At 72.4% G+C, this 23,800-nt stretch carries 23 protein-coding genes; 16 read left to right on the forward strand and 7 right to left on the reverse strand.

The features are described from left to right. Positions 1-6: 6 nt before the first annotated feature. Positions 7-1,218 carry a pyridoxal phosphate-dependent aminotransferase gene (locus MTR79_RS04610; RefSeq protein ID WP_048455892.1) on the reverse strand — a complete coding sequence of 404 codons (1,212 nt, stop codon included), beginning with the start codon at positions 1,216-1,218 and terminating at the stop codon, positions 7-9. Positions 1,219-1,342: 124 nt separating this feature from the next. Here MTR79_RS04610 and MTR79_RS04615 point away from each other — a divergent pair, with 124 nt between their 5' ends. From MTR79_RS04615 to MTR79_RS04625, 3 genes are all read left to right on the forward strand, one after another. After that, entirely contained in the window at positions 1,343-2,116 is a 774-nt protein-coding gene (locus tag MTR79_RS04615) for a hypothetical protein (protein WP_244789263.1), read from the forward strand. Next, complete coding sequence (locus MTR79_RS04620) at positions 2,104-2,529, forward strand: hypothetical protein (RefSeq protein WP_244789265.1); 426 nt, start codon at positions 2,104-2,106, stop codon at positions 2,527-2,529. Before MTR79_RS04615 ends, MTR79_RS04620 begins: the two co-directional genes overlap by 13 nt. A gap of 235 nt (positions 2,530-2,764) precedes the next feature. Then, the gene (locus tag MTR79_RS04625) at positions 2,765-3,700 is read left to right on the forward strand and encodes a serine protease (protein WP_244789267.1); all 936 of its coding nucleotides are present in this window, start codon (positions 2,765-2,767) and stop codon (positions 3,698-3,700) included. A 21-nt stretch (positions 3,701-3,721) separates the two neighbouring features. On the opposite strand, the gene MTR79_RS04630 is transcribed toward MTR79_RS04625, so the two are convergent. Next, entirely contained in the window at positions 3,722-5,332 is a 1,611-nt protein-coding gene (locus tag MTR79_RS04630; protein ID WP_216717189.1) for a D-aminoacylase, read from the reverse strand. An 11-nt stretch (positions 5,333-5,343) separates the two neighbouring features. After that, the gene (locus MTR79_RS04635; protein WP_244789269.1) at positions 5,344-6,609 is read right to left on the reverse strand and encodes an alanine racemase; all 1,266 of its coding nucleotides are present in this window, start codon (positions 6,607-6,609) and stop codon (positions 5,344-5,346) included. Between the two features lie 133 nt (positions 6,610-6,742). Between MTR79_RS04635 and MTR79_RS04640 the strand changes: the two genes are divergently transcribed. The 5 genes from MTR79_RS04640 to MTR79_RS04660 all read left to right on the forward strand — a co-directional run bounded on the left by MTR79_RS04640 (position 6,743) and on the right by MTR79_RS04660 (position 11,499). Continuing rightward, positions 6,743-7,939 carry a sugar kinase gene (locus MTR79_RS04640; protein WP_244789271.1) on the forward strand — a complete coding sequence of 399 codons (1,197 nt, stop codon included), beginning with the start codon at positions 6,743-6,745 and terminating at the stop codon, positions 7,937-7,939. Continuing rightward, entirely contained in the window at positions 7,936-8,694 is a 759-nt protein-coding gene (locus MTR79_RS04645; RefSeq protein WP_019522387.1) for an IclR family transcriptional regulator, read from the forward strand. The genes MTR79_RS04640 and MTR79_RS04645 overlap by 4 nt, the downstream gene beginning before the upstream one ends. A gap of 13 nt (positions 8,695-8,707) precedes the next feature. Then, the gene (locus tag MTR79_RS04650) at positions 8,708-9,118 is read left to right on the forward strand and encodes a RidA family protein (protein ID WP_048455887.1); all 411 of its coding nucleotides are present in this window, start codon (positions 8,708-8,710) and stop codon (positions 9,116-9,118) included. Between the two features lie 147 nt (positions 9,119-9,265). Beyond that, positions 9,266-10,753, forward strand: coding sequence for a gluconate:H+ symporter (locus MTR79_RS04655; protein WP_086703266.1), 1,488 nt, complete (start codon positions 9,266-9,268; stop codon positions 10,751-10,753). A gap of 101 nt (positions 10,754-10,854) precedes the next feature. Continuing rightward, positions 10,855-11,499: a hypothetical protein gene (locus MTR79_RS04660; protein ID WP_086703267.1), complete on the forward strand. Its 645-nt coding sequence runs from the start codon at positions 10,855-10,857 to the stop codon at positions 11,497-11,499. On the opposite strand, the gene MTR79_RS04665 is transcribed toward MTR79_RS04660, so the two are convergent. Beyond that, positions 11,496-12,836: a M14 family metallopeptidase gene (locus tag MTR79_RS04665; RefSeq protein WP_244789273.1), complete on the reverse strand. Its 1,341-nt coding sequence runs from the start codon at positions 12,834-12,836 to the stop codon at positions 11,496-11,498. The two genes, MTR79_RS04660 and MTR79_RS04665, sit on opposite strands and share 4 nt — an antisense overlap. A 180-nt stretch (positions 12,837-13,016) precedes the next feature. On the opposite strand from MTR79_RS04665, the gene MTR79_RS04670 reads away from it, so the two are divergent. Continuing rightward, positions 13,017-14,339: an Nramp family divalent metal transporter gene (locus tag MTR79_RS04670; RefSeq protein WP_244789275.1), complete on the forward strand. Its 1,323-nt coding sequence runs from the start codon at positions 13,017-13,019 to the stop codon at positions 14,337-14,339. An 18-nt stretch (positions 14,340-14,357) separates the two neighbouring features. Here MTR79_RS04670 and MTR79_RS04675 read toward each other — a convergent pair whose 3' ends face one another. Beyond that, positions 14,358-15,623, reverse strand: coding sequence for a hypothetical protein (locus MTR79_RS04675; RefSeq protein ID WP_244789277.1), 1,266 nt, complete (start codon positions 15,621-15,623; stop codon positions 14,358-14,360). A gap of 54 nt (positions 15,624-15,677) precedes the next feature. Then, positions 15,678-16,187, reverse strand: coding sequence for a SigE family RNA polymerase sigma factor (locus MTR79_RS04680; RefSeq protein ID WP_189364323.1), 510 nt, complete (start codon positions 16,185-16,187; stop codon positions 15,678-15,680). A gap of 103 nt (positions 16,188-16,290) precedes the next feature. On the opposite strand from MTR79_RS04680, the gene MTR79_RS04685 reads away from it, so the two are divergent. After that, entirely contained in the window at positions 16,291-16,530 is a 240-nt protein-coding gene (locus MTR79_RS04685; RefSeq protein WP_348538679.1) for a DUF1877 family protein, read from the forward strand. Between the two features lie 41 nt (positions 16,531-16,571). On the opposite strand, the gene MTR79_RS04690 is transcribed toward MTR79_RS04685, so the two are convergent. Then, complete coding sequence (locus MTR79_RS04690) at positions 16,572-18,278, reverse strand: glycoside hydrolase family 18 protein (RefSeq protein ID WP_244789279.1); 1,707 nt, start codon at positions 18,276-18,278, stop codon at positions 16,572-16,574. A gap of 453 nt (positions 18,279-18,731) precedes the next feature. On the opposite strand from MTR79_RS04690, the gene MTR79_RS04695 reads away from it, so the two are divergent. The 6 genes from MTR79_RS04695 (at position 18,732) to MTR79_RS04720 (ending at position 23,794) form a co-directional block, all read left to right on the forward strand. After that, positions 18,732-19,550 (forward strand): hypothetical protein, encoded by an 819-nt coding sequence (locus tag MTR79_RS04695; RefSeq protein WP_244793061.1) that lies wholly within the window; start codon positions 18,732-18,734, stop codon positions 19,548-19,550. Positions 19,551-19,620: 70 nt separating this feature from the next. Beyond that, the gene (gene cpaB, locus MTR79_RS04700; protein ID WP_086703277.1) at positions 19,621-20,325 is read left to right on the forward strand and encodes a Flp pilus assembly protein CpaB; all 705 of its coding nucleotides are present in this window, start codon (positions 19,621-19,623) and stop codon (positions 20,323-20,325) included. A 9-nt stretch (positions 20,326-20,334) separates the two neighbouring features. After that, the gene (locus MTR79_RS04705) at positions 20,335-21,588 is read left to right on the forward strand and encodes an AAA family ATPase (RefSeq protein WP_086703279.1); all 1,254 of its coding nucleotides are present in this window, start codon (positions 20,335-20,337) and stop codon (positions 21,586-21,588) included. Further along, positions 21,585-21,989 (forward strand): TadE/TadG family type IV pilus assembly protein, encoded by a 405-nt coding sequence (locus tag MTR79_RS04710; RefSeq protein WP_244789281.1) that lies wholly within the window; start codon positions 21,585-21,587, stop codon positions 21,987-21,989. Before MTR79_RS04705 ends, MTR79_RS04710 begins: the two co-directional genes overlap by 4 nt. A gap of 17 nt (positions 21,990-22,006) precedes the next feature. After that, positions 22,007-22,390 (forward strand): TadE/TadG family type IV pilus assembly protein, encoded by a 384-nt coding sequence (locus tag MTR79_RS04715; RefSeq protein WP_244793063.1) that lies wholly within the window; start codon positions 22,007-22,009, stop codon positions 22,388-22,390. Between the two features lie 66 nt (positions 22,391-22,456). After that, complete coding sequence (locus MTR79_RS04720) at positions 22,457-23,794, forward strand: CpaF family protein (RefSeq protein WP_086703282.1); 1,338 nt, start codon at positions 22,457-22,459, stop codon at positions 23,792-23,794. The last annotated feature ends 6 nt before the right edge of the window (positions 23,795-23,800 follow it).

The following is a 23,800-nucleotide window of genomic DNA, read 5'->3' on the forward strand; positions in this document are numbered from 1 at the left end:
AGGGTCTCAGTGCTGGCTGTAGCCGTCGAGGAAGCGTGCGATGCGGCCGACCGCGTCCCGCAGGTCGGTGACCGAGGGCAGCGTGACCACGCGGAAGTGGTCCGGCTCGGGCCAGTTGAAGCCGGTGCCCTGCACGACCATGATCTTCTCGCGGCGCAGCAGGTCCAGGACCATCCGCCGGTCGTCCTTGACCTTGAAGACGTCCGGGTCGAGGCGCGGGAAGAGGTACAGCGCGCCCTTCGGCTTCACGCAGCTCACGCCCGGGATCTGGGTCAGCAGCTCGTACGCCGTGTCCCGCTGCTCGCGCAGCCGCCCGCCGGGCAGGACGAGGTCGTTGATCGTCTGGCGCCCGCTGAGCGCGGCGACCACTCCGTGCTGGCCCGGCATGTTCGCGCACAGGCGCATGTTCGCCAGGATCGTCAGGCCCTCGATGTAGGAGTCGGCGTGGGCGCGCGGGCCGGAGATCGACATCCAGCCCACCCGGTAGCCGGCCACCCGGTACGCCTTCGACATGCCGTTGAAGGTGAGGGTGAGCAGGTCGGGGGCGACCTTCGCGGTCGGCACGTGCTCCGCGTCGTCGTAGAGGATCTTGTCGTAGATCTCGTCGGAGCAGACCAGCAGGTTGTGGCGGCGGGCGATGTCGGTGAGGCCCTTGACGACCGCCTCGTCGTAGACCGCGCCGGTCGGGTTGTTCGGGTTGATGATGACGAGGGCCTTGGTGCGGTCGGTGACCTTGCGCTCCACGTCGGCGAGGTCCGGCATCCAGTCGGACTGCTCGTCGCAGCGGTAGTGCACCGCCGTGCCGCCGGAGAGGGAGACGGCCGCCGTCCACAGCGGGTAGTCCGGGGCCGGGACCAGTACCTCGTCGCCGTCGTCCAGCAGGCCCTGCATCGCCATCACGATCAGCTCGGACACGCCGTTGCCGATGAAGACGTGCTCGACGTCGGTCTCGATGCCCAGCGTCTGGTTGTGCATGACGACGGCGCGGCGCGCGGCCAGCAGACCCTTCGCGTCCCCGTAGCCGTGCGCCGACGACACGTTGCGCAGTATGTCCTCGAGAATTTCGGGCGGGCACTCGAAGCCGAACGCCGCCGGGTTGCCCGTGTTCAGCTTGAGGATGCGGTGACCGGCAGCTTCCAGCCGCATCGCCTCCTCGAGCACCGGGCCCCGGATCTCGTAACAGACGTTGGCGAGCTTGGTCGACTGGATCACCTGCATGCTGGGAGCTTACGGCCCGGTATGGCCCTTCGGGCCGTGTTTTCCGCCACGTGGGACGCGTCGGTTCGGGTGGTTTGTCCTCTCGCTGTCCTGGAGGGCCCCGACCTCCCTACAATGCGCCGCCATGTCCAGCCCACTCCCGTACGCCGACAGGGGGAACGACGCGTCGGATCCCCGGACTCCGCCGAGCGTCTACCTTCCGCAGGCCGCCCCGCCTCCGGCGTACGACGCCTACGCCGATCCGGCGGCCGCACACGGCTGGCAGAACGCGTACGACGAGACACGCGAGCTGCCGCCGGTCGCGGCCGGCGAGCCGGCGCCGCCCGGGCGGGCCGACGGCGAGCCCGCCCCGCCGGGGGAGGCGCCGCCCTCCGGCGGCGGGCGCGCGGCGGGTGACGCTCCGGACCGGCCGCGCGGTGGCCTTCCGCGCCCGGGTCCCGGCGGGCGGGGCCGGCGCAGGGCCCCCGCGCCACCGCGCACGCGTCGCGCGGTGGCGGCCGTGTCGGCGGTCGGCGCCGTGTCCGTGGCGGCGCTGATCGCCGGTTTCGCCTTCTCGGGGTCGTCGTCCAAGGGCGCCGGGGAGCAGGGTGACCGTGAGGGGGCGACCACCGGGCGATCCGACGTGCCGTCCCCGGAGGCGGACGCCTCCGCACAGGAACGCGGGCCGGATGCCACCGGCACCCCGTCGGCCGGGTCCGCCTCTCCGGGTGCGAGGGCCTCCGGCGGGGACCGGGAGGCCGGTGGGTCACCGTCCACGCCTGCCGCGAGCGCCTCCACCACTTCCGCACCGAGCCTCCCCACGGCGGCCCCCACTGTCTCCACCTCGCCGGGCGACCCTGGTCCGGCCGGCGGCGACGACCGGCCGGGCCGGGGCCGGGGACCGAAGTGGACCAGGTAGACAAGGTGGACACGGTCCCGTTCGGTGCCGCCTTCGTGCGGGCGTGTGCCTGGCGGGTGGGCCGACCCGGTTCCGCCCTGTCGGGGGAGCTCGGGATCGTCGTGTTCCAGGCGGGCGCGGGTGCGGTGGCCGCCTCCGTGCGGGCCGGTGTCCGGTGGGTGGGCTTCGGCTCCGCGCTGCCGGGCGGCCCAGGGGGCGTCGTGTTCCGGGTGGGCGCGGTTCTGTGCGGTGCTGCCTCCGTGCGGGCCGGTGTCCGGTGGGTGGGCTTCGGCTCCGCGCTGCCGGGCGGCCCAGGGATCGCCGTGTTCCAGGCGGCCGCGGGCGTGGTGGGCCACCTTCGTGCGGGCCGGTGTCCGGTGGGTGGGCTGATCCGGTCCCGCCTGCCGGGCGTCCTGGGGACCGCCGTGTTGTAGGCGGGCGCGGGTGCGGTGGGCCGCCCGGGCGTCCGGGTGGGCCGGCCCGGCGATCGCGCGCACCGGCGGAACCCCCACTGGTGGGTGGCACCCCTGTCGGGCCGTGTCGCACGGTGGCGTTACCGGCGGAAACACGGCCTTGCCCCGCCGACGTCCCCGTGCTGACAATGCGCATGACAACTTTATGGGCGGCCGGAGCCATCCGGCCGCCCGACGCCGCATTGAGGGGACCCCCATGAGAAAACCTCTCGTCGTCGCGCTCTGCGCCCTGGCACTCGCCGGCGCGGGCGCGACCCCCGCGGTCGCCGCCGCGCCATCCCCCACGGGCGCGGACACGACCACGGGCACGGCCCCGGCCACGTCGCTGACGGACGTCGTCAACGACACGGCCGGGGCCGTCGCGGACACCCTGTCGGGGATCACCGCGCCGAAGTCGGCCGCGGTGAACTTCGCGGGCACCGTCTCGCTGAGCAACTGCTCCGGCTCCGTCGTCCGCATGCCGGACTCGGCCGCCTCCGACCCGGCGCTGGTGCTCACCAACGGCCACTGCCTGGAGAGCGGCTTCCCCGCGCCCGGCCAGGTCCTCACCGACCGGGCGTCCAGCCGCACCTTCGGCCTGCTGAACGCCTCCGGCGCCAAGGTCGCCACCCTGCGCGCCGACAGGCTGGTCTACGCGACCATGACCGACACGGACGCGGCGATCTACCGCCTGAACACCACGTACGCGCGGATCAAGAGCGCGTACGGGATCGACCCGCTCACCCTCAGCGGCTCCCGCCCGGCAGCCGGCACCGCCATCAGCGTGGTCTCCGGCTACTGGAAGCGGATCTACAGCTGCTCCGTCGACGGCTTCGCGTACCGGCTGAAGGAGGGTGACTGGACCTGGAAGGACTCGGTCCGTTACACCTCCGCCTGCGACACCATCGGCGGCACCTCCGGCTCCCCGGTGGTCGACGACGCCACCGGCAAGGTGGTCGCCGTCAACAACACCGGCAACGAGGACGGCGCCCGCTGCACGGTCAACAACCCGTGCGAGGTCGACCAGAACGGCGGTGTCACGGTCCGCCAGGGCATCAACTACGCCCAGCAGACCTACCCCTTCACCGCCTGCTTCACCACCGGCAACCGCCTCGACCTGAGCGCCAGCGGCTGCACCGTGCCCAAGCCTTGACGGGCCCGGCGCGGCGGGCGGTCAGCGCGGGGTCCCGCGCACCGCCCGCCCCGCCAGCACGTCCGTGCGCCGCCCGTCCTCGATCACGAACCGCCCGTCGACCAGCACGTACGGGATGCCCGTGGGCAGGGTCCGCGGCTCGGCGAAGGTCGACCCGGCGTCCACCGTCCGCGGGTCGAACAGCACCAGGTCCGCCTTGTGGCCCTCGCGGACCAGTCCCCGGTCCGGCAGCCCGAGCCGCGCCGCCGGCCGCGAGGTCAGATGCGCCACGCACTCCTCCAGCGACAGCACTCCCAGCTCCCGCACGTAGTGACCGAGATAGCGGGGGAACGTCCCGTACGCGCGCGGGTGCGGCTTCGCGCCCTGGAGGATGCCGTCCGAGCCGCCCGTGTGCACCCGGTGGCGCATGATCGCCCGCACGTTCTCCTCGTGGCCCACATGCTGGAGGATCGTCGGGGCGAGCCTGTCCTTCAGCAGCAGCTCCCGCGCCACCGTCCAGGGCGTCTCGCCACGCGCCCGAGCCGCGTCCAGCACCGTACGGCCCACGTACTCGTCCAGCGCCGGGTCGCCGACCCCGGAGATCTCGATGGTCTCCCACTCCACCGGCACCCCGTGGCAGCCGTCGGAGCCGGTGACCTCCAGGTCGTGCCGTATCCGCTCGGCCGTCGCCTCGTCCGCGAGCCGCCGCAGGATCGCCTCAGGGCCGCCCTCGCTCGCCCAGCTCGGCAGGAGCGCCACCAGGGTCGTGCAGCCCGGGGTGTACGGGTAGGTGTCCAGGGTGATGTCGGCGCCCGCGTCCAGCGCGTCGTCCAGCAGCGCCAGCAGCTCGGGCGCCCGGCCCTTGTTCACGCCGAAGTTCATGGTGGCGTGGGCCAGGTGCAGCGGACAGCCCGCCTCCCGGGTCAGCGCCACCATCTCCGCGTACGCCTCCAGCGCGCCCGCGCCGTAGGACCGGTGGTGCGGGCAGTAGTAGCCGCCGTACGACGCCACCACCCGGCACAGCTCGGTCAGTTCGGCGTCCGGGGCGTACATGCCCGGCGTGTACGTCAGCCCCGACGACATGCCGACCGCGCCCTGCTCCATGCCCTCCGCGACCAACCGCCGCATGCGGTCCAGCTCGTCCGGGGTCGCCTCGCGGTCCTCCCAGCCGACGGCGAGGGCGCGCACGGTGCCCTGCGGGATCAGGTACGCCGCGTTCACCGCGACGCCCCGGTCCAGCCGGTCCAGGTACTCGCCCACCGACCGCCAGTCGAAGTCCACGTCGTCACCCGGGCCGTTCCACCCGGCGATCGCCCGCCGCACCTCGCCCAGCGTCCGGTCGTCCACCGGCGCGTACGACAGGCCGTCCTGGCCCAGCACTTCGAGGGTGACGCCCTGCGCGGCCTTCGCGCTGTGGTCGGGGTCCCGCAGCAGCGCCAGGTCGCTGTGCGCGTGCATGTCGATGAATCCGGGGGCCAGCACCAGCCCCTCCGCGTCCAGTTCGCGCCGCGCCTTCGGACGCTGGCAGCCCGCGTCCGCCGCCTCCTTGACGATGGAGACGATGCGTCCGCCGTCCACCACCACGTCCGCGCGGTAGGAGTGGTCGCCGGAGCCGTCGACGACGTCCGCGTCCCGGATGACGAGTTCTTCCACGGCCCTGCCTCCTAGAAGAAGGTACGGATGTAGTCGACGACCGTGCCGTCCGCCTCCGCCACGGGGATCAGCGCCCATTTGTCGAAGGACGTGCAAGGGTGCGACAGACCGAGGCCCACCCAGTCTCCCACCTCCAGATCCGCCTCCGAGGAGGTGCGCAGCCACGCGTGCTGGTCGGACAGACCGGTCACCTCGATGCCCGTGGCCGGCCGCTCCACCCCGTCGCGGCGCACCACCCGGGCCACCGGCAGATCCAGGTCGTACGCGGCGTCCCGCTTGCCCGCGTTGGTGAACGCCTGCTCCGCCGACGGCCGCGACACCACCTGCGTCCACAGCCGGAACGCCGGCTCAAGACCGCCCTCGCCCGGCACCCGGTTGAACGGGGTCAGCCGCTGGTAGTGCCCGTCGTCGTGCGACACGTACGCCCCGGACCGCAGCAGCTTCAGCACCGGCGCCGACAGCTCGGGCACCTCCGCGAAGACGTCCGCCACCGCGTCGAACCAGGCACTGCCGCCCGCGCTCACCACGATCTCGTCCAGCGCCGCGAACCGCCCCGCCTCGTCGAAGTCCACGGCCAGCGCCACCAGCCGCCGCAGCCAGGCCCGCACCCGCTCCGGGTCGGCCTGCGGCACCTCGCCCTCGTACCCGGCCACCCCCACCAGCCGCAGCGCCCGCGCGCCCGCCACGGCGTCGGCGACGGCCGCGCACTCCGCCTCCGTCCGCACCCCCGTGCGTGCGCCCTCACCGGCGGCCAGCTCGACCACCACGTCCACCGGCCGGGACGCCCCGTCCAGCGCCGCTTCCATCAGCTCCACCCCGCGCACGGAGTCGACGTAGCAGACGAAGCGGAAGCCGGGGTCGGCGTCCAGCTCGGCGGCGACCCAGCGCAGGGCCGCCGCGTCCACCAGCTCGTTCGCCAGGAAGACCCGCTCGACCCCGAACTCCCGCGCGACGCGCACCTGGTGGGGGACCGCGAGCGTGACGCCCCACGCGCCGCGCTCGATCTGGCGCTGGAAGAGCTGCGGTGCCATGGAGGTCTTGCCGTGCGGCGCGAACGCGAGTCCGTGCCGCTCGGCGTACGTCTCCAGCGCCGCCAGGTTGTGCTCCAGACGCTCGGCGGACAGCGCGAGCACGGGGGTGGTGAAGCCGTCGGTGAAGAGGTTCCGGCGCTGCGCGGCCAGCTCGCCCACGGTGAGGTCCGCGGCGTCCGGCGGGAGGCCCTTGAAGCGGTGGCCGACCCGTTCCTCGGCGAGGCGGGCGAGAGCATCGAGGACCATGACAGCCTCCCTGATCAGCGGTGTTGCACTTACTGCAACACCCATTGCGTATATCGCTCACCGCTGTCTAACATCTCCGCCACACGCGGTCAACGGACACCGCGTCCCCGCCCCGACGAGGAGCCCCGCCATCGTGACCGTCACCGGAACCGGAAACGCCCCCGACGTCGTGGACGTCGTCGCGCTCGGCGAGTCCATGGTGACGTTCCTGCCGACGCGGCCCGGCCGCCTCGCCGACGTCCCCTCCTTCCACCGGTCGATCGGCGGCGCGGAGTCCAACGTGGCGTGCGCGCTCGCGGTGGCCGGCCACACCACCCGCTGGGTCAGCCGGGTGGGCGCGGACGGCTTCGGCGACCACCTCGTCGAGGCGATCGGCGCGTACGGCGTCGACGTGGCGTACGTCCGCCGCGACCCGTCCCGCCCCACGGGCGTCTACTTCCGCACGGCGGGCGACCGGGCGGGCGACACCCACGAGGTCGCCTACTACCGGGCGGGCTCGGCGGCGTCGGCGATGTCGCCGGCCGGCGTGGACCTGGACGCCGTACGTGCCGGACGCGTCCTGCACCTGTCGGGCATCACGGCGGCGCTCTCGCCGGACTGCCTGGACCTCCTGAGGGAGCTGACCGCCCCCCATCCGAACCGCCCCCTGATCTCCTTCGACGTGAACCACCGCCCGGGACTGTGGGGCGACGCGTACGGCCCGGAGGTCCTGCTGGACCTGGCCCGCGGGGCGGACATCGTCTTCGTGGGAGAGGACGAGGCAGAGGAAGCCTGGGGCCTCACGGGCGGCCCGACGGCCATCCGAGAAGCCCTCCCGGAACCGGGCACCCTGGTGGTGAAACAGGGCAGGGAGGGTGCGGTCGCATTCCGCGCCGGTCGCGGGCAGTCGGGCCTCCCCCAGTGCCTCAAGGGCCTGGGAGGGACCCCCAGGGGCGATGGGGGTCCCCCCGCTCGAGCGAAGCCGGGAGTGGGGGAGGGTGGGCGCGACGGCACCCCGCAATCGCCGGGCTGCGAAACGCCCCCCCACCCAGCCGCAACGGCCGCAGCCCTGAAAGTCGACGTGGTCGCCACAACCGGCGCAGGCGACGCGTTCGCAGCGGGCTTTCTCTCAGCAACCCTGCGCGGCCTCCCGCTGACAACACGGCTGAGGCACGGCCACCTCACGGCCGCAGCCACCCTCACCGCCCCAGGCGACCTGGCGACACCCCCGCCCCGGCCCCTGGCCGACCGCCTTGCCGCTCTCGACGACCCCGCATGGGAGACACTGCGTCTCGGCCCCGGCTGGACAGACGCCGACGCAGAGGCCGCAGAGGAGGCACGCACCCCATGAGCCAGACCGTAGACCGCGCCCTGAGCATCCTTCCGCTGCTCGCGGAGGGCCCCGCCGACCTCGGCCAGGTCGCCGACCGCCTCGGCGTGCACAAGTCCACGGCCCTGCGCCTGCTGCGCACCCTCCACGAACACGGTCTGGTCTACCGCCAGTCCGACCAGCGCTACCGCCTCGGCGCCCGCCTCTTCGCGCTCGCCCAGGAGGCGATGGAGAACCTCGACGTGCGCGAGATCGCCCACGCCCACCTCGTACGCCTCAACGAGCAGTGCGGGCACACCGTCCACCTCGCCGTGTACGAGGAGAACGAGGTCCTTTACATCGACAAGGTGGAGAGCCGCTATCCCGTGCGGATGTACTCCCGCATCGGCAAGCCCGTCGCCATCACCGTGGCCGCCGTGGCCAAGCTGCTCCTCGCCGACCTGCCCGAACACGAGCGCCGCGCCCTCGCGGAGAAGCTCGACTACCCCATGTACACGCCCCGTTCGACGCCCCACGCGGCCGCGTTCCTCCAGGAGCTGGCCAAGGTGCGCGAACAGGGCTGGGCCACCGACCTCGGCGGCCACGAGGAGTCCATCAACTGCGTCGCCGCGCCGATCCGCGGCGCCGACGGCCGGGTGGTCGCCGCGATGTCGGTCTCCGCGCCGAACGTCGTCGTCACCGCCGACGAGCTCCTCACCCTGCTCCCTCTGGTGCGCCGTACCGCGGACGCCATCAGCGGCGAGTACTCCGGCCGGACCCCGGCAGAACCGAAGTAAGGACATCCCCCGCATGACCGAGAAAGTCGCGCTGACCCCGAAGACCCACACCACCCCGCCCGCGAAGTTCTCGCACGGCGTCCGCAAGGGCAACATCCTCCAGGTCGCCGGCCAGGTCGGCTTCCTGCCCGCCGAGGAGGGCAAGCCGCCCACGCCCGCCGGTCCCACCCTGCGCGAGCAGACCCTCCAGACCCTCGCCAACGTCAAGGCGATCCTCGAGGAGGGCGGCGCCGGCTGGGACGACGTGATGATGATCCGCGTCTACCTCACCGACGTGGACCACTTCGCGGAGATGAACGACCTCTACAACGCCTACTTCGAGGAGCAGGGCCTCACCCAGCCCCCGGCCGCCCGCACGACCGTCTACGTCGGTCTCCCCGCCGGCCTCCTCATCGAGATCGACGCGCTCGCCGTCCTCGGCTGAGCCCTTTCCTCACCCGCACCTCGCACGTCGTCACGGCACGGCGTCCCGCACCCCGGGACGCCGTGCCGCGATCCCCCCTGCCCGGCTGTGCCTTCTGGGGGGACCCCCAGACTCCCCGAGACCATGCCCTTACCCAGAGGACCCCCGATGTCCCATCCGTCCCTCCCGCTCGCAGCCTCCGCGCCCGCGGAGACACCCCCGCACACCGGAGGACTGCTCCTCCTGATCGACGGCACCGCGGGCCTGCTCACCGTGGCCGCCGTCGGCATCGCCCTGCTGCTGTTCCTGATCATCAAGGTCCGCCTCCAGCCGTTCGTCGCGCTGCTCGGCGTCTCCATAGCCGTCGGCCTGCTCGCGGGACTGTCCGTCACCGAACTCTTCGGCACCGTGCAGAAGTCGGACGCGGTGTCCACCATCGAGTCCGGGATGGGCGGCATCCTCGGCCACGTCGCGATCATCATCGGCCTGGGCACCATGCTCGGCGCGATCCTCGAGGTCAGCGGCGGCGCCGAAGTGCTGGCGTCCCGGCTGCTCGGGCTGTTCGGCGAGAAGCGGGCGCCCCTCGCGATGGGCCTGACCGGCCTCATCTTCGGCATCCCGGTCTTCTTCGACGTCGGCATCTTCGTCCTCGCCCCGATCGTCTACGCGGCCGCCAAGCGCTCCGGAAAGTCGATCCTGCTCTACTGTCTCCCCCTCCTCGCCGGACTCTCCGTCACCCACGCCTTCCTGCCCCCGCACCCGGGCCCGGTGGCCGCCGCCGGACTGCTGCAGGTCGACCTCGGCTGGGTCATCCTCATGGGCGTCGTCTGCGGCCTCCCCGCCGTCGTCGCCGCGTGGGTCTACTCCGCCTGGATCGGCAAGCGCATCTTCGTCGCCGTGCCGCAGGACATGGTCGAGGCCGCGCAGGAGGCCAAGGACGCCGTCGCCGCCGAACAGCGCGCGTCGGGCGTGCAGCCGCGGGAGACGCCGGTGCCGCTCGGCACGGTCCTCGGGATCATCGGCACCCCGCTCCTGCTCATCCTCGCCGCGACCTTCTCCTCCATCGCGCTGGACCCCTCCACCCTGCGCTCGGTCATCGAGTTCTTCGGTCACCCGTTCGTGGCGCTCACCCTCGCCCTGTTCCTCGCGTACTACTTGCTCGGCATCCGGCGCGGCTGGTCCCGCAAGTCCCTGGAGACCGTGTCCACTTCGTCCCTCAAGCCGGTCGGCAACATCCTGCTGGTGGTCGGCGCGGGCGGCGTCTTCGGTGCCGTCCTCAAGGGCAGCGGCGTCGCGCAGGCGCTGTCGGACACCTTCAACGACGTCGGCCTGCCGGTGATCGTGCTGTCGTACCTGATCTCCGTGGTGCTGCGGGTCGCGCAGGGCTCGGCGACCGTCGCCATCGTCACCACGGCCGGCATCGTGGCGCCGCTGCTCTCCGAGGGCGACCACTCGCAGGCGTTCGTCGCGCTCGTCATCATGGCCATCTCGGCGGGCTCCATCTTCGCCTCGCACGTCAACGACGGCGGGTTCTGGATGGTCGCCAAGTACTTCGGCATCAGCGAGCGGGACACGCTCAAGACGTGGACGGTGCTGGAGAGCGTGCTGTCCGTCGCCGGGTTCGCGGTCGCGGCGGCGCTGAGCCTGGTGGTGTGACCCCGGCGGGCGCGGTGACGCGTGGTGCCCGTGTAGGCGTCTGATAACGAAGTCGGGGCTGGCTGTGACGCGCACAGGATCGTCGACCATACTCCTGCGGTGTGGAGCAGCGCATAGGTTCGAGCAGCAGCAAGCCCCTGGAGGGCGCCGGGTTCGACCCGGCCTTCATCCCCGGGCTCACCGCGCCCGCGACCGGCCGCGAGGAGGACGCGAAGGACACGAAGGACGCGCCCGGCACGGACGAGGGCGGGGGCGTCGACGACACCGCGACGGAAGCCGCACCGGACGAGGTCGCGGCGGCCCGGGAACCCTCGGGCTCCCCGGCCGCCGGGGCCGACGAGGGGACCGGGGACGACGAGCCGGAGAACGCCCCGGACGGGCCCGCCTTCGAGGCGTCCGACCGCCGTGCCGCCCTCGTCGCCGACCACCGCGGCGTGCGGCTGAGGCTGGACGACCAGGAGTGCGAGTTCCGCTGGGACGAGATCGGCGCGGTGGAGACGGAGACGGCCCGCTTCGGCAAGCGGTTCACCGTCACCGTCCACACCCCCGACCGGCGTTGGTACCCGATCGAGATCGAGGCCGACTCACGCCGTCGGTTCGCCGAGTGGGACGCAGCCCTGGACGAGGTCCTCGACGCGTACTTCGACGACGGCGCCGAGGCGCCGGACGAGAAGTCCGAGGGGGAGGACCACCAGGACGACCCGTCCGGCGAGAAGGACAAGGCCGAGGACGCCGACCGCGCCTAACGGCAGTACTGTCCCTCCTTGCCGATCGCCCGGTACATGCAGTCGGCGTTCTCCAGCAGCTGGAGCACGGCGTCGCGGTTGCGGGACGTCTCCCGCTCGATGACCTCGTCGGGCGGGTAGAACCCGCCGCCGGACGCCGACCTCGGGTACATCTCGAAGGTGTAGCCGAAGATCTTGTGGGTGCCCCAGAGGTAGTCGTCGATCGATCCGTCGGTGATGTACAGGTCGCTGGACTGCTGGGCCGTGTAGCCGTTGCTCGCGGCCATCTTCTGGCCGACGGCCTTGAACGCGGCGTGGTCGTCGGCCGTCATGCCGGTGGTGGTGTCGGAGTACGTGTAGCCGAACGGCCACAGCACCAGCTCGCTGTAGGTGTGGAAGTCGATGCCGGCCTTGATCTGCTGCACCCCGCCGACGACCCGGCTGCGCACGAAGTCGGCGACCACCTTCACCTCGGGGGCCGACTCGGGCGCCGGACCCCGGTACGTCTCCGAGGACTTGCTGCCCGAGGAGCCGCCGCAGCAGCCCCAGCGATAGTCCCAGTTGCGGTTCAGGTCGGTGCCGACGTACGACGAACCGGAGTTGGGCTGGCGGTTCTTGCGCCAGGAGCGGTAGGAGCCGGTGGCGATGTCGTACTCGCCGCCGTCCGGGTTGAGGTCGGGGACGATCCAGATCTCCCGTTCCCGCACCATCTTCGTGATCCGGGCGTCGCCGCCGTAGCCGGCGCCCAGCTCCCGCAGCAGGTACAGGGCCATCTCCACGGTGAGGTGCTCACGGGCGTGCTGGTGGTGGGTGAAGAGGACCTCGGGCTCGGCCTCGTCGGTGCGGACGTTGTCGCTGACCTTGACCGCGACGATGTCCCGGCCCTGGTACGACCTGCCGATCACGCGCTTGCTCATGATCGACGGGTAGGCCGCGATCCGCTGGTCGATCTCCGCGTTCATCTCGGCGTAGTTGTGGTAGCGGGAGTCCGCCGAGGGGAAGTCGAACAGGCGCGGCCCGTCGGCGGCCGTGGAGCGGTCGGGGGCCGCGCCCAGCGGGGTGATCTCGTAGCCCTGCCGGCGGAGTTGGCGGATCTGGTCGGCGCGGCCGGAGACGACCACGGTCTCCTCGTCGGCCTCGTCCACGGTGACGCCGGCCCGCTGGATCGCCGTGCGGGTCACGGGCGTGGTGTGCTGGTGGATCTCGTACTGGCGGATGTCGTCCGCCGAGGGGGCCGCCGCGTGTGCCCCGTCGGCGCCGGCCGGGGCGGCGGCGGTGAGTGACAGGGGCGCGGCGAGCGCGAGGGCGAGGAGTGCGGCGAGCGCGGCGGGGCGTCTGCCGCGGGAACGGAGTCGCATGAATTCTCCTTGTGAGGAGGTGGGGTGGTTCATGGCGACGTGCGTGGTGCGGTGCGGTCATCGTCGAGAGCTGACATGATCAGGTCAAGAGCGCGGAGTCGGCCGCCCCGCCAGGGGGAACCGGTGAAGATCCCGGCACGCCCTCTTGTGGGACCGGCACCCGTCCGCTTTCTTGGCCCCATGGCGGACACCACGGGCAACACCCAGGACCTCGGCGCGAAGGACGGGCCCGGCCCCCAGCCGCGCCGGTCCAGCTGGCGCTACATCGGCCCCGGCATCGTCGTCGCCGCGACCGGCGTGGGCGCCGGCGACCTCGTGGCCACCCTCATCGCCGGCAGCAACTTCGGCTACACCCTGCTGTGGGCCGCCGTCGTCGGCTGCCTGGTGAAGATCTCCCTCGCGGAGGCGTGCGGACGATGGCACCTGTCCACCGGGCGCACCCTGTTCGACGGCTGGGCCAGCCTCGGCTCCTGGACCACCTGGTTCTTCGCCGTCTATGCCGTCGTCTGGGGCTTCGTCTACGGCGCCGCCGCCATGTCGTCCAGCGCGCTGCCGCTCCAGGCGCTGTTCCCGAGCGTGATGGACCTCGAGTACTGGGGCATCGCCTGCGGCCTCGTGGGCCTGGTCTTCGTCTGGTTCAACAAGTACGCGGTGTTCGAGAAGGTCATGACCGTCCTGGTGGGCGTCATGTTCGTGGTCACCGTCTACCTGGCGTTCCGCGTCACGCCCAACCTGGGCGACGCCTTCGCCGGCCTCCTCCCCGTGGTGCCCGACGAGAAGGACTCCATCCTCAACACCCTCGGCCTGATCGGCGGCGTCGGCGGCACCATCACACTGGCCGCCTACGGCTACTGGGTCAACGCCAAGGGCTGGACCAACAGCGGCTGGATGAAGGTCATGCGGCTGGACAACCGGGTCGCCTACCTCACCACCGGCGTCTTCGTCGTCGCGATGCTCTTCGTCGGCGCGGAGCTGCTGCACTCGGCGAACATCGCCCTCTCCGGCGGCGACCAAGGCCTCGTCCAGCTCGGCGACATCCTGGACGACCGGTACGGGACGACCACCGGCACCCTGTTCCTGGTCGGTTTCTTCGCCGCCTCCTTCACCTCGCTGATCGGCGTCTGGCACGGCGTGAGCCTGATGTTCGCCGACTTCCTCGCCCGGCGGCGCGGCGAGCGGCAGGCGCGCGCCGACGAACTGGCCTCCGGCCGCCGGGAACGCTCCTGGACCTTCCGCGCGTACCTGCTGTGGCTGACGTTCCCGCCGATGATCCTGCTGTTCCAGGACGAGCCGTTCCGCCTGATCATCATCTACGGTGTGCTGGGCGCGGCGTTCATGCCGTTCCTGGCCCTCACCCTGCTGTGGCTCCTGAACTCCTCGCGCACCCCGCGCGAATGGCGCAACGGACACCTCAGCAACGGCATGCTGGCCGCCGCGGGCCTGCTGTTCCTGGTCCTGGCGGTCAAGCAGATCTGGGACCAGCCGTGGTCGGAGTTCTTCTGACGCTCCGCCGGACCCGCCTCACGCCCCCGCGTCCCACACCGTGCTCAGCGCGATCTCCCGCAACTGCTCCATGGTGAGCGCGGGGGTGTCGCGTGTGGCGTCCTGGTGCTGCGCGGGCGTGTTGAAGGCGCTGATGACGACGCGCAGTCCGTCGGGGCGCAGGGTGTCCACCGTCCACATGACGACGCCCTCGGCGCCCTTCTCCCCGGGCGACTGCCGGGTGGTGACCAGCCTGCCGTCGGCCAGCTCCTCGGCGTCCTCGAACAGTACGCCGGCCATGTCCGACATGCCGGGCTGCACATTGATCTGGACGAGGCTCCCGCCCTTGCCGTCGTCGACGACGAGGTAGGCGTACTCGCTCTCCTGGCCACCCTCACCGACGATGTTCAGCTCCCTGGGCAGCAGACCGGCGAGCGTGTCGCCGATCGTCTTGTCCCGCGTCCCCGGCGAGGGCGCCTCGCCGGTGGCCGACCGGTCCCCGCGCGACGGCATGGAGTCCACCACCCGCGGCCACACGTCGGCGGTGACGACCTCCTTCAGCTGCTCCACGGACAGCGGGGGCTGTGGCCGGGACACCGGGGCGCCCTTCTCGGCCGGCGCGTTCCACTCGGTCAGCAGCACGTGGTGCCCCTCGGGCGTGAGCAGTTCGGCGTACCAGCGCTTGGTGTCCGCCCGCTGGTCCGCGTACTCGTAGCCCTGGAACAGCGCGAGCCGGGAGCCGTCGGGCAGCTTGGCCGTGGTGCAGTCGTCGTACTTGACGAGTGCCTTGTCCGGACAGGTCGCCCGCTGCCGGGCCTGCTCGCTGCCGGGCTCCACGCGGCCGAAGCTCAGCCCGAGGGCCGCCGCACCCCTGCCGTCGTCGAACACCACGTGCGCGTACGGGGGCATCAGCGAGTCCGTGCCCTGGGCCTGCTCCTCCTTGTACGCGCCCTGCGGCAGAAGCTCCTTGAGCGAGCGCAGGATGTCGTCGCCCGTGAAAGGCTCGGCGGGCGAAGGGCTCGCCGCCGAAGGGCTCGCGGTCGCGGCAGGACCGGCCGCGGCGGAGGTCCGCCGGGGGTCGTGCACGTCGGGCGCCAGGAGCAGCGTCGCGCCCACGCCGACCAGGGCGACACCGGTCATCCCGCCCAGCACGGCCGTACGCCGCAGCAGCTGCTTGCGTCGCCCGCGCACCTCGCCTCTGCCGACGAGGGCGGCCGGGTCGTCGGTACGGAAGCTGTGGCCGGTGTCGCGCAGCGCTGCGGCGAACCGGTCCTCGAAGGGGTCCTCGTGCTGGTTCTCGGGCATGACGAACCCACCTTTCTGCGGGTACGGGCGTATGAGGTGATGGAGCGGCCGGGGTCAGGGGCGGGAGAACTCGTGGAGGTCCTCGCCCAGCAGCTCCCGCAGCCGGCCGAGCGCGCGGACGCACCGCGTGCGCACCGCCGCCGAGCTGACGTTCAGCACGTCGGCGGTCTGCTCCACCGAGCGGTCCTCCCAGTAGCGCAGGACGACGACGGCGCGGTCCTTGGCGGGCAGCCGGGCGAGCGCGGCCATCAGTGTCAGCCGCAGCGGTGCGTCGCCGTCGGCGGCGCCGGGCAGGTCGGGGAAGGTGTCGGTCGCCCGCTCCCGGCTGCTGCGCAGCCGCCGGTGGGCGAGGAAGGTCCGGGTGAGCACGGTCTGCGCGTACGCGGCCGGGTTCTCCGCCCGCGAGACGCGTCCCCAGCGGACGTACAGCCGGCCGAAGGTCTCCTGGACGAGGTCCTCGGCCAGGTGCGTGTCCCCGGCGGTGAGCAGGCACGCGGACCGGTACAGGTGTCCCGCCCGCGCGGAGGCGAACTCCGCGTAGTCCGCGCTGCGCTGCTGTCCCATTCCGTCCCCCGTCGTGCTCCCCGAACCGCTCTCACCTCATTGATGCGGTGGACCCGGAGAAATGTTTCATGGGGCGGCGGACACGGCGCGCGGTCCGTTGTCGGTGGCCGCTGTCAGGACGACCGCGTCCGCGCCGCCGCCAACGCCTTCGCCGCCACGCCCCCCCGCCCGACTCACCGAGGGCGTCACCCCGGCCGACCTGGCCGCGGCGGGCATCTACCCGACGATCGTCCGGGAGCGCGGTGAGCCGCTGGACGTGGTGACGGCCCACTACGGGGCCTTGGTGCCGTACTTCCGCGCGGCGGCCCGTGACGGGGACGGCGTCCTGCTCCGGATCAGCTGATCCGGAGCAGGACGCCGTCGTGGGGGAGAGGGACGTGCCGGTTACGGCAGCGCGTGGACGTGCGGGCCCACCGCGTTCGACCAGGCGTTGCCCGCCGTGGCGTCCCAGTTGGTGGACCAGGTCATCGCGCCGCGCAGGGCCGGGTAGGTCTTCGACGGCTTGAACGAGCCGCAGCTGGTGCCCCGGGTCAGGCAGTCCAGGGCGGCGTTCACCACGGACGGTGCGACGTAGCCGCTCCCCGCGCCCCGCGTGGAGGCCGGCAGGCCGAGGCCCACCTGGGACGGGTCGAGGCCGTTCTCCAGCTGGATGCAGGCCAGCGCGGTGAGGAAGTCCACCGAGCCCTGGCTGTAGACCTTGCCGTCACAGCCCAGCATGGAACCGCTGTTGTAGTACTGCATGTTGACGACCGTGAGGATGTCCTTCACGTTCAGCGCCGTCCGGAAGTAGGAGTTGGACGTCGACTGCATGTCGATGGTCTGCGGTGCCATCGTGAGGATCATCGACGGACCCGCCTTCGCGGACAGCGCCCGCAGCGCCTGCGTCATGTAGGTCGCGTTGAGGCCGTTCTCCAGGTCGATGTCGACGCCGTCGAAGCCGTACTCCTGCATCACGGCGTACACCGAGTTGGCGAAGTTCGTCGCGGAGGCGGAGTCGTTCACCGCGACGGTGCCCTTCTCGCCGCCCACCGAGATGATGACCTTCTTCCCGGCCGCCTGCTTGGCGCGGACGTCCGCCTTGAACTGGTCGACGGTGTAGCCGTTCAGGCCCGCCGAGTCCAGGTTGAAGGTGACGGCGCCCGGGGTGCCGGTGGCGTCGGCGAAGGCGACCGCGATGATGTCGTACTGGCCGGGCACGTCGGAGATCTTCTGCACGGCCGCGCCGTTGTTGAAGTTCTGCCAGTAGCCGGTCACCGCGTGCCGGGGCAGGTCTCCGCCCCCGCCGCCGTTCTCCCGGGTGCGCACGGACACCGCCGCGGACTTCGCGGACTCGCCCGCCGCGTTGGTCGCCGCGACCTGGAAGCTGTACGACGTGGCGGCCGCGAGCCCGGTCACGGTCGCCGAGGTGCCGGTCACGGCGGTCACCCGGGTGCCGTCGCGGTAGACGGCGTAGCCGGTCGCGCCGGACACCGCGTTCCACGCCAGCGTCACCGAACTGGCCGTCGTGCCGGAGACGGTGAGCCCTCCGGGGGTGGCCGGGACCGTCGGCTCCGGGTCACCGCCGCCGCCCCCGTCGGGGCCGAGGACGGACACGTCGTCCACGTAGTAGGGCTGCTGGCCGTACCAGCCGTGGGTGTACACCGTCACAGACGTGGTGTTCGAGCCGGTGGAGAAGCTGGTCGACAGCTGCTTCCAGGCGGAGGAGTCCGGCGTCCAGGTGGACACGTCCGTGGTGCCGGTGCCGGTCACGCCCAGGTAGGCGTACCCGCCCTGCACCCATCCGGTCAGCCGGTACGTGGAGTTGGGCCGCACCGCGACCGTCTGGGAACAGCGGGCGTTGTCCTGACCGGCGGGCGTGGCCTTCAGCGCGGCCGCACCGCCGTGCACGGGGGAGGAGACGACGCTGCCGCTGTTGGCGGAGCAGGTCCAGCCGCTCAGGCCCGACTCGAACCCGGCGTTCTTCGCGTTGTTGACGTCGGCCGCGGTCGCCTGGCCCGCTCCGGCGAGCGGGAGGGCGAGGGCCAGGGCGGAGACGAGGGCGGCCGCCCAGGGGCGTCTGCCGCGTCCGGGCGTACGGGGTGCGCGGTCCACTTGGGGCCTCCGGTGGGGGAGTTGGGGAGGGAAGCGACGGTGGCCACCGTTGATGCGTCACACCGTGGTCCAGACCAATCCGCTTGTCAATAGGTCCAGACCGGAAACGGCGGCGCTCGTGGGTGCGTAGGGCGTCGGGCGGGTGGGAAGCGTGGCCCGGAGGGTCCGGCGCGGGTCCGGCGTCAAGCCGGGTGCACCAAACCCACACGGTCGGTGCCGTATTGAGACCGGCGAGATGATCGGCCTGCCCCGATTTGGCGCATTGTGAGGACCAGAAGTTGCTGTTCGGCTGCCCAAAGGCTGTTCTCCGGTCACAGACCCGCGGATACAGTGCTGAGGTAGTCACGCAGTGAAGTCACGAGGGTGCGCCGGAGTAACACCCGGTGGACCGACGGGCATGGGGAGAACGGGGAGCCGCGCGTGCCAACTGCCATTGCCGTGACCGGCGCCGACATGGCGCTTCCGGCGCAGGACGAACGGACCCTGCCCGCCGTCGTGCTGCGCGACGTCGGCACCCGCCCGCTCGACGAGGTGCTGACCGAGATCCAGGCCGTCGTCGAGGCCCACGGCCATGTCGTCGTCGTGTGCTCCCCGGCCACCCCGGCCTCCGTCCTGCGGCGGCTCCACACCCTGCGCTCCCTGCTGGAGAGCGACCGGATAGCCCTGTTCCGCCCCGACCTGCCGCCGCTCGCCGTGGCCGTACTGGCCCGCCAGTTACGGCAGCTCGCCTCCTGCGACATCGGACCCGGCGTGCTCGCCTCGGCCGGCCGGCTGCTCACCCACTACCTGCACGCCGGGGCGCTGCTGGGCTCCGTCACCCGACTCGACCGGGTCCCCGTCGACCTCAAGCAGCACGCCAAGTCCTGGCTGCCCGGCAGCCAGTTCGCCGTCCTCGCCCATCCCCAGCCGCAACTCGTCCGCCTCGGCCCCGACGCCAAGCTGGACGGACCCGAGTTCGGCACCTGGATGCTCGTCGCCCGGGGCCAGCTCCCGTCCGACTGGGTCACCACCACCCTGGCGCCCGCCTGGCAGGTGCAGGGCCTGCGCGAGGCACGGCTGCCCGCGGAGTCCGGGCGCTGGTGGGGCACCGGCAAGCTCGTCGAGTTCTGCACCTTCCTGCCCGACCTGTCCGTGCTCTACCAACTGGTCACGTCCGTACGGCGCGGCACCTGCCACTGGTGCGGCATCGACGTCATCGGCGACCGCTGCGTGTTCTGCTCGGCCACCCCGCCCGCCCCCGAGGCCAGACCGGCCCTCACCCGACGCACCTGACCCGTCCGTCCACCGCACGAGCCCGCACCGTCCCGCTCGACCGCCACCCCCCAACGAGGTTGCACGGTTCATGAACTCCCGTCAGCGCCGCGGCGTGATACTCATCCTCCTGTCGGTCCTGTGCGCCCTCGGCGCGTTCGCCGGCGTGCTCTCCGTCATCAACGACGTGCGCTCCAAGGTCGGCCCCGAGGTCGCCGCCTACCGGCTGAAGACCGACATCGCGCCCTACACCACGCTCGGCGCCGACCAGTTCGAGCGGATCGAGATGCCCGAGCGCTGGCTGTCGGAGAACGCCGTCACCGACCTCGACGACCTCCGCGGCAAGATCGCCGTCACCACCCTGCGCAAGGGCTCACTGCTGCAGACCGACATGATCGTGGACCGGCCCGCCCTCCGGCCGGGGCAGCAGGAGGTCGCCATCATGATCGACGCGGCGACCGGCGTGGCCGGCAAGATCACCCCTGGCTCCACGGTCAACGTGTACGCCACCTTCGAAGGGCGGCGCGAGGGCGACCCCGACCAGTCGAAGATCATCGTCACCGGCGCCAAGGTCCTCGACGTCGGCCGGCTCACCGCCCTCCAGCCCGACGAGGACGACCGCCGCGGGCCCGCCGACGCCGTCCCCATCACCTTCGCGCTGTCCCCCCTCGACGCCCAGCGCATCACCTACGCCGAGTCGTTCGCCCAGCGGGTGCGGCTCGCGCTGGTCGGACCCGGGGGCGACACGGGCGTCCCCGAGAAGGACCGGACGTACGAACTCGCGCAGGACAAGTGAGAGGCCCGCATGTCCACCAGGATCCTCCCGGCAGTCGGTGACGCGGACGCGGTCCGGTCCCTCACCACCCTGATCGGCCAGCTCCCCGACGCGGAGCCGCTGGCCCCGGTGACCGACTCCACGCAGCTCGTCGACACCCTCTCCCGGCTGGCCGCCGAGTCCCTGGACGAACTGCCCGAGGTGGTCGTCGTCCACGAACGGATCGGCCCCGTCCCCGCGCTGGAACTGATCCGCGAGGTCGCCCTGCGCTTCCCCGCCGTCGGCGTCGTCCTCGTCACCTCCGACGCGAGCCCCGGCCTCTTCCAGGCCGCCATGGACCACGGCGCCCGCGGCCTGGCCGCCCTCCCGCTGAGCTACGAGGAACTCGCCAGCCGCGTCCAGGCGGTCGCCCAGTGGTCGGCCGGCGTACGACGCCACCTCGGCGCCGGCGGCGACCCGGTCCCCGGCGCCGGCGGCACCGTCGTCACCGTCAGCGGCGCCAAGGGCGGGGTCGGCGCGACCCTCACCGCCGTGCAGCTCGCGCTCGCCGCCCAGACCTCCGGACGCGCCACCGCCCTGGTCGACATGGACCTCCAGACCGGCGACGTCGCCTCCTACCTGGACGTCCAGTTCCGCCGGTCCGTGGTCGACCTCGCCGCGATCAACGACATCTCCCCGCGCGTCCTCGCCGACGCCGTCTTCCGCCACGACAGCGGACTCGCCCTGCTGCTCGCCCCCGCCGAGGGCGAACGCGGCGAGGAGGTCACCGACCGGGCCGCCCGCCACATCGTCGGAGCCCTGCGCTCCCGCTACGAGGTCGTCGTCGTCGACTGCGGCGCCCAGCTCGGCGGCGCGGGCGCGGCGGCCGTGGAGATGGCCGACCGGGCCCTGCTGGTCACCACCCCCGACGTCATCGCCGTACGGGGCGCCAAGCGCACCGTGCGGATGTGGGACCGGCTGCAGATCCGCAAGGCGGAGGAGACCACGGTCGTCGTCAACCGGCACACCCGGTCCACGGAGATCCAGCCGCCGCTCATCGCACGGATCACCGGCACCGCGGTCGCCGCCACCACGGTCCCCGCCCACTTCAAGGAACTCCAGGGCGTGGTGGACGCCGGGCGCGTGCACGAACTGGAGGCGAAGAGCACCGTGAAGCAGGCGATGTGGGCGCTGGCCGGCGAACTCGGCCTGGTACGGGCCCCGCAGACCGGTCACAAGGGCGGCCGGCCGCGCGGCGACCGGGGCGCGGCCGGCTTCCGGCGGCGCAGGGACGGCACGGGATGAGCGGCGGCAGGCGGGCGAGGGCGACCGGGCCGCACCGCGACCGGGGGCAGGTGACCGTCGAGTTCCTCGGCATGACCCCGACGATCCTCGTCACACTGGTCGTGCTGTGGCAGCTCGTGCTCGTCGGCTACACCTTCACCCTCGCCGGGAACGCCGCCGACGAGGCGGCCCGCGCCGGGACCGCCGCGCCCCCCGGCGCACGCCAGGGCGCCTGCCAGGCGGCCGGCACGGCCAAGCTGTCGGGCGCCTGGGGCAGCGGCGCCACCGTGACCTGCGCGACGGGCGGCGGCATGGTCACCGCCGACGTGAGGATCAGGGTGCCGATCCTCTTCCCCGGCACCCTGTCGTTCCCGTTCGACGTGACCGGTCACGCGGGCGCGGTCGAGGAGGAGACGGACTGATGGCCCACCGACCCGACATGCCGTACGCACCCGACCGGCCGGACCGACGCGGGGACGGCCGCCGCCGTGACCGGGGGCAGGTGGCGATCGAGTACCTGGGCTTCCTGCCGATCCTGGTGATCGTGGCGATGGCCGGGGTGCAGCTCGGCCTGATCGCCTACACCGCCCAGCAGGCCGGCACCGCCGCCCGCGCGGGCGCCCGCAGCGCCTCCCTGGACCGGGGCGCCCAGGCCGCCTGCGCGGCCGCCGTCAGCTCCTGGCTGGCCGGCGGCACCTCCTGCGGCACGTCGGGCGGCGACGACGAGGTCACCGTCACCGCCCGGGTCGACATCCCGTCCGTCGTGCCCGGCTGGGACTTCGGATCGGCGGGGAGGAGCGCCACGATGCCCGTCGACCACTGACCCCACCACCACCGTTGCGCCCGGCGAACCAGGAACGGGACGAGGACGACGAGGAGCGAGCCACTCATGAGCCTGCGGGCACGCATCAACTCCCCCGAGGAGAGGACCGGGCGGGGCGAGGACGGCCACCTCGTCGCGTCCTTCCGCGCCAAGCTCCTCGAGGAGATCGACCTCGCGGAGATGAGCGCGCTGTCCCCGGCCGAGCGCCGGGCCCGGCTGGAGCGCGTCCTCGGCCACATCATCAGCCGCGAGGGTCCCGTCCTGTCCACGGTCGAACGCTCCCAGCTGATCCGACGCGTCGTCGACGAGGCCCTCGGCCTCGGCATCCTCGAACCGCTGCTGGAGGACCCGTCCGTCACCGAGATCATGGTGAACGGCCCCGACGCCGTCTTCGTCGAGCGGGGCGGCCGGGTGGAGCAGCTGCCGCTGCGGTTCGCCTCCCACGACCAGCTGATGCAGACCATCGAGCGCATCGTCTCCACCGTGAACCGCCGCGTCGACGAGTCCAACCCCATGGTCGACGCCCGGCTGCCGTCCGGGGAGCGCGTCAACGTCATCATCCCGCCGCTGTCCCTCACCGGCGCGGTCCTCACGATCCGCCGCTTCCCACGCTCCTTCACCCTCCAGGAGCTGATCGGCCTCGGCTCGCTCGACGAGCCCATGCTGTACCTGCTGGCCGGGCTGGTGCAGGCCCGCCTCAACATCATCGTGTCCGGCGCCACCGGCACCGGCAAGACCACCCTCCTCAACGCCCTGTCCGGGCTGATCCCCGAGGGCGAACGCATCATCACCATCGAGGACTCCGCCGAGCTCCAGCTCCAGCAGCCGCACGTCATCCGCCTGGAGTCCCGCCCGCCCAACGTCGAGGGCAAGGGCCGCGTCACCATCCGCGACCTGGTCCGCAACTCCCTGCGGATGCGCCCCGACCGCATCGTCGTCGGCGAGGTCCGCGGCGGCGAGTCCCTGGACATGCTCCAGGCGATGTCCACCGGCCACGACGGCTCCCTCGCCACCGTCCACGCCAACAGCGCCGAGGACGCCCTCACCCGGCTGCAGACGCTCGCCTCCATGTCCGACGTGGAGATCCCCTTCGTCGCCCTGCACGACCAGATCAACAGCGCCGTCGACGTCATCGTCCAGCTCACCCGGTTCGCCGACGGCGCCCGCCGCATCACCGAGATCGCCCTGCTGGAGAGCCACGGCGGGGAGCCGTACCGGCTGGCCACGGTCGCCCGCTTCGACGCGCTCCCGATGACCCACGACGGCCGCGTCCACGGCTCGTTCGTCCACCACCCCCTGCCCCGGCGGACCGCCGACCGCCTCTACATGGCCGGCCAGCCCGTCCCGCAGGCGTTCGGCATCGCCCACTCCGCCGACCAGCTCGCCACCCGAGAAGCCAGGTAGGTACCG

Origin of the sequence: Streptomyces sp. BJ20 (genome assembly GCF_022869105.1) — a bacterium.
Taxonomy (GTDB): Bacteria; Actinomycetota; Actinomycetes; order Streptomycetales; family Streptomycetaceae; genus Streptomyces; species Streptomyces griseoincarnatus.